Origin of the sequence: Kitasatospora sp. NPDC059812, assembly GCF_042732075.1 — a bacterium.
Lineage (GTDB): Bacteria > Actinomycetota > Actinomycetes > Streptomycetales > Streptomycetaceae > Kitasatospora.
Window position 1 is genome coordinate 55,069 of record NZ_JBHWIO010000054.1, and the last position, 4,089, is coordinate 59,157.

At 72.7% G+C, this 4,089-nt stretch carries 4 protein-coding genes; 1 reads left to right on the plus strand and 3 read right to left on the minus strand.

Features of this window, described 5'->3' with window-relative positions; all coding sequences use genetic code 11:
- Window positions 1-143: 143 nt before the first annotated feature.
- The 3 genes from ACFV6D_RS24885 to ACFV6D_RS24895 all read right to left on the minus strand — a co-directional run bounded on the left by ACFV6D_RS24885 (window position 144) and on the right by ACFV6D_RS24895 (window position 2,952).
- A complete protein-coding gene (locus ACFV6D_RS24885; RefSeq protein ID WP_063348135.1) occupies window positions 144-524 on the minus strand; it encodes a VOC family protein in 381 nt (126 codons plus the stop codon).
- A 189-nt stretch (window positions 525-713) separates the two neighbouring features.
- Window positions 714-2,366, minus strand: coding sequence for an LCP family protein (locus tag ACFV6D_RS24890; RefSeq protein ID WP_380561142.1), 1,653 nt, complete (start codon window positions 2,364-2,366; stop codon window positions 714-716).
- Window positions 2,359-2,952, minus strand: a complete 594-nt coding sequence (locus tag ACFV6D_RS24895) for a DUF6542 domain-containing protein (protein WP_380561143.1) — start codon at window positions 2,950-2,952, stop codon at window positions 2,359-2,361. The genes ACFV6D_RS24890 and ACFV6D_RS24895 overlap by 8 nt, the downstream gene beginning before the upstream one ends.
- A 295-nt stretch (window positions 2,953-3,247) precedes the next feature.
- On the opposite strand from ACFV6D_RS24895, the gene ACFV6D_RS24900 reads away from it, so the two are divergent.
- A complete protein-coding gene (locus ACFV6D_RS24900) occupies window positions 3,248-3,889 on the plus strand; it encodes a TetR/AcrR family transcriptional regulator (protein WP_380561144.1) in 642 nt (213 codons plus the stop codon).
- Window positions 3,890-4,089 lie beyond the last annotated feature (200 nt).

A 4,089-nucleotide genomic window follows, 5' to 3' on the forward strand; every position in this document is an offset into this window, starting at 1 on the left:
CGGGCGCGGCCGGGGGCGGGGCCGCTCCCCGGGCGCGGGGGACCGCGCGGCCCCCCCGCGGCGGTCCCCCCGCGCCCCCCGCCGCCCCCGGGGCGGGGGGGGCGCCGTCGCTTCGGGCGCGCGGTCACTGCTCGGGCGCGTGGTTACTGCTTGGCCCACTCGACCAGTTCGATCACGACCCCGTTCGGGTCGGTGACCTGGAACAGCTTCTCGCCCCACGGCTCCTCGCGCAGCGGCAGGGTGATCTCGACCCCTTCGCCGCGCAGCCGCCGCTCCTCGCCGGTGAGGTCCTCGACGACGAACGCCAGGATGACGCCGGACGCGGTCCGGTCGCGCTGGCCCTCGGGCAGCACCTCCAGGCCGCGTCGCAGGCAGACGACGTTGACCCCGCCGCCGGGGTGCTGGAGCGAGACGAAGCCGTCGGCCGACATCTCCTCGGTGTAGCCGAAGTGCCGCTGGAGGAAAGCGGCGGAGGCGGTGACGTCCTCGACGGTCAGGGCGAGGGTGGTGGTGGTGATCTGCATGGCGGAGCCCTCTCGTCGGCGCGAGCGCGCGGTTATCCCGTACGCAGTACACTATACATAGTACGGAGAATTGCGCGAGGGATGTGCGGCCTGGGCCCGGACGCGGGGGAAGGCGCGGGGAAAAGCCGTAGGGAGGCTCCCGGGTGGGAGCCTCCCTACGGCTCGGTGCGGTGCGTCAGGTGCGGTGTGTCAGAAGACGCAGGGGATGCCGCCGTCGCTCTGGGCGTCGACCGACGGGCCCTGCACGGGCAGGTTGGCCGCCGGGTCGGACGGGGAGCCGGTCGCGCCGCCGCCCGGCGCTGCGGCGCCGGTCTTGTCGTCGGTAGCGCCGGTGAAGCCGGTGCCGAGGGTGACGACCACCCGGTCGGCGGGGGCCGACGCGGACTCCGTGGCGGTGACGCCGTAGCGGGCGGCGATCTGGTCGGCCGCCTCCTTGGCGCCCTTGCCGTAGGCCACGGTGGTGGTCTTGGGCTTCGCGGCGGCGCTGCCGGTCTTGCCCGCCTTGAAGCCCATCGCGACCAGGGCCTTGGACTCGGCGGTGGAGGAGACCCCGGCGGCCGTGGAGGCGTTGAAGACGTCCACGGTGGTGGGGGCGGCGGCCTTGGTGGTGGGCGGCGGGGTCGTGGCCGGCGCGGAGGAGGCCGCCGGGGTGGGCGTGTCGCCCGCCGCGTCGGGGGCGGCCGGGGCGGAGTCGGCGTAGCCGAAGATCTGCTTGACGACCTTCTGGAGCTTCGCGGGGGTGACGAGGTTGACGTCCTGGCCGTTGCGGGTGCCGAAGCCGTCGAAGGTCAGGGTGTTGAACTCGACGTTGCCGCCGGTGAGGTTGGGGGCCTGCTGGGCGAAGTCGAGGACGTTCCACTCGTTGTCGATGACCAGGTCCTTCTGCACCACGCCGAACAGCTGCTGCAGCTTGCCGAGGTCGCTGATGACGCCGTCCTGCTTGAGCTTGTGCACGACGGAGGAGATGAAGGCCTGCTGGCGGTGGGTGCGGGCGAAGTCGCCGCTGTTGCCGTCCGGGCCGTCCAGGTTGTGGCGCTGGCGGACGAAGGAGAGCGCCTGGGAGGCGTTGAGCTTGTTGATGCCCTTGTGGAAGTCGGCGCCGGAGCCCTGGCCCTCCATGGCCGGGTCCTTGGTGTCGTGGGTGAGGCAGACCTCGATCGGCTCGACGGCCTTGGCGATGTCGTAGAAGCCCATCAGGTTGACCTCGGCTATGTGGTCGACGGGCTGGTCGAGGAACTTCTGCACGGTCTGGATGGTGGCTGCCCGGCCGGCGTCGCGGCCGGCCTTCTCCAGGTCCGCGCCCTTGAGCCCCTTCGCCTGGAGGGCCGGGGTGGCCTTCTCCTTGGCCTCGCCGTAGGCCTCCTTGATCTTGCGCATGCCGGCCTGCTTGCCGTCCCCGGTGTAGGTCATGACGTAGTCGTCACGGGGGATGGAGACGGCCTGCGCCTTGCCGCCGCCGGCGGGGATGTGCAGCAGGATCAGGGAGTTGGTGTTGTAGCCGCCGATGTCGGAGCTGTGGCCGGCGTGCAGTTCGTCCTGGACGAACTCCGGCGGCAGGTCCGTCCCGTCCATGTTCTTGCGGCTGTCGAGGCCGATCAGCAGGATGTTGACCGAGTTGTCGAGGTGCTTGGGCGCGTTCTTCTTGGTCTCGGCGATGGCGTTGGAGGTGGTCATCCCGTCGGTGAGGGACGTCACCTCGTACCAGACCACCCCGCTGGCGGCGAACACCGCCAGGGCGACCGAGCAGGCCAGCGTCCGGCCCGCGATCAGCAGGGGGGAGGTGCGGCGGGTCGGGGGCGCGGCGGTGCGGCCGCCGTCCCGGGTCTGCGGGTTCTCAGCCATGGTCCCTCCTCCGGTCCCGGACCAGCCGGACCACGATCACCAGGGCGGCCGTTGCGACGGCCGCGGCCATCACGGGAAAGTCGTGGACCACCCACTTCGCGGAGCCGGTGGCCAGGTTCTTGCCCTGGTAGGCGTCGCCGTTGGCCAGCAGTTCCGCGCCGGCCGTCACCCCCAGGACCAGCAGCGGGGAGGCGGCGAGGACCCACCACCAGCCGTTGCGGCTGCTGAGTGCGGCCGCCAGGCCGGTGCCGAGCACGGCGCCCACCAGGAAGGCCGTCCCCATGCCGGGGCCGGAGAGCTCGTCGATCCCGGCGCCTGCCGCCGGCAGCCCCACGGCCAGGGCCGCGGGCAGGGCCGCTCCGCCGGGGAAGGGGCGGGGGCGGGCGGGGGCCTTGTTCGCCCGCCGGCGGGCTCCCTGGTCGGAGGTGCGTCCCGGTGTCCGTTGGTCGGTCGTCCGCCCCGGTGCCTGCTGGCCGGTCGTCCGTTGGTCGGTCGTCCGTTGGTCGGTCGTCCGCGCCTGCGTCTCCTGGCCGGGCGTTCGCCCGCGTGCCTCTTGGTTGGACGTCCGTCCTCGCCGCCCCGCCACGCACTCACCCCCGGTGTTCCCGTGCTTTGCGCCCCTGTGGCGCCTGCGCCCGGTCCTCGTGTGATGAGCCGTTGTGCGCTGCCACTTCTGGACGCTGCTGTTCGGCCGGCCGGTTCCCGCGCTCGGCTTCCGTTTTCCGGTCGGGGGCAGGCGTGCTGTTGAATTCCCTCTACACGGGTGTAGAGGTTGTAGGCAGCATAGAGCACCCTTGTTCGATGGCAACCCGGCTCAGGTGGGCTCGGGAGACACTACACCGGGCAGTTTTCGAGAGCCCCGGTAGATGAGGAGTGACGCCGTGGCGGCGACGGGCGGAGCGGGACGGCCGGAGAAGCGCAAGGCGATCACGCGGGCCGCGACGGCGGTGTTCGGGCGCGAGGGCTACGTCCGGGCCAGCATGGACGCGATCGCGGCGGAGGCCGGGGTGTCCAAGCGCACGGTCTACAACCACTTCGCCGACAAGGAGACCCTCTTCCTCTCCGTCGCACTCCAGAACTCGGCTGAACTGACCGAGGTCATACGCGAGTTGATGGACAAGCACCTCGACCGGGTGGTGGACCTGCGCCAGGACCTCACCGACTTCGCGGTCGAACGGGCCCGGGCCGTCCTCTCGGCCGGGGATCGCGGCGCGCTCGGCCGGGCCATCCGCGCCGAGGTCGCCAACATCCCGGCCGACGTCCTGGAGGCGTGGCTGGAGGCCGGCCCGATCGCCTCGCAGCGCGACCTCGCGCAGCGGTTCGAGGTGATCGCGGACCGAGGCCTGCTGGCCGTCGACGACGCCCCGCAGACCGCCGAGCAGTTCACGCTGCTGACGTTCCACGGCGTCGCCGAGCGCTCGTTCTGGGGCGCCCTGCCGGTGGCGGACGAGGAGCTCGCCCGGATCGCGGCGCTCGGTGTCGACGCCTTCCTGCGGATCCACCGGGTGCCCGCGGTGCGGTGACGGCGCGGGTGCCGGTGGCGCGGTGACGGCGGGCGCCGGAGCGTGAGACGCCCGCGGCACGGTGACGGCGGACGCCTGACCGTGACACGCCGCCGGGGAGGGGTCCGGCGGCGCGTCAGGGGGCCCACTCGTGGGGGTGCAGGTAGATGTCCGGCGGGGCCACCTAACCCCACGCCCGGCCACGGGGGGGGCGGGGGGTC

What these genes read in the sequence shown, in the direction of transcription:
- ACFV6D_RS24885 (WP_063348135.1), bottom strand. Translation starts at nt 524, where the DNA reads ATGCAGATCACCACCACCACCCTCGCCCTGACCGTCGAGGACGTCACC.
- ACFV6D_RS24890 (WP_380561142.1), bottom strand. Translation starts at nt 2,366, where the DNA reads ATGGCTGAGAACCCGCAGACCCGGGACGGCGGCCGCACCGCCGCGCCC.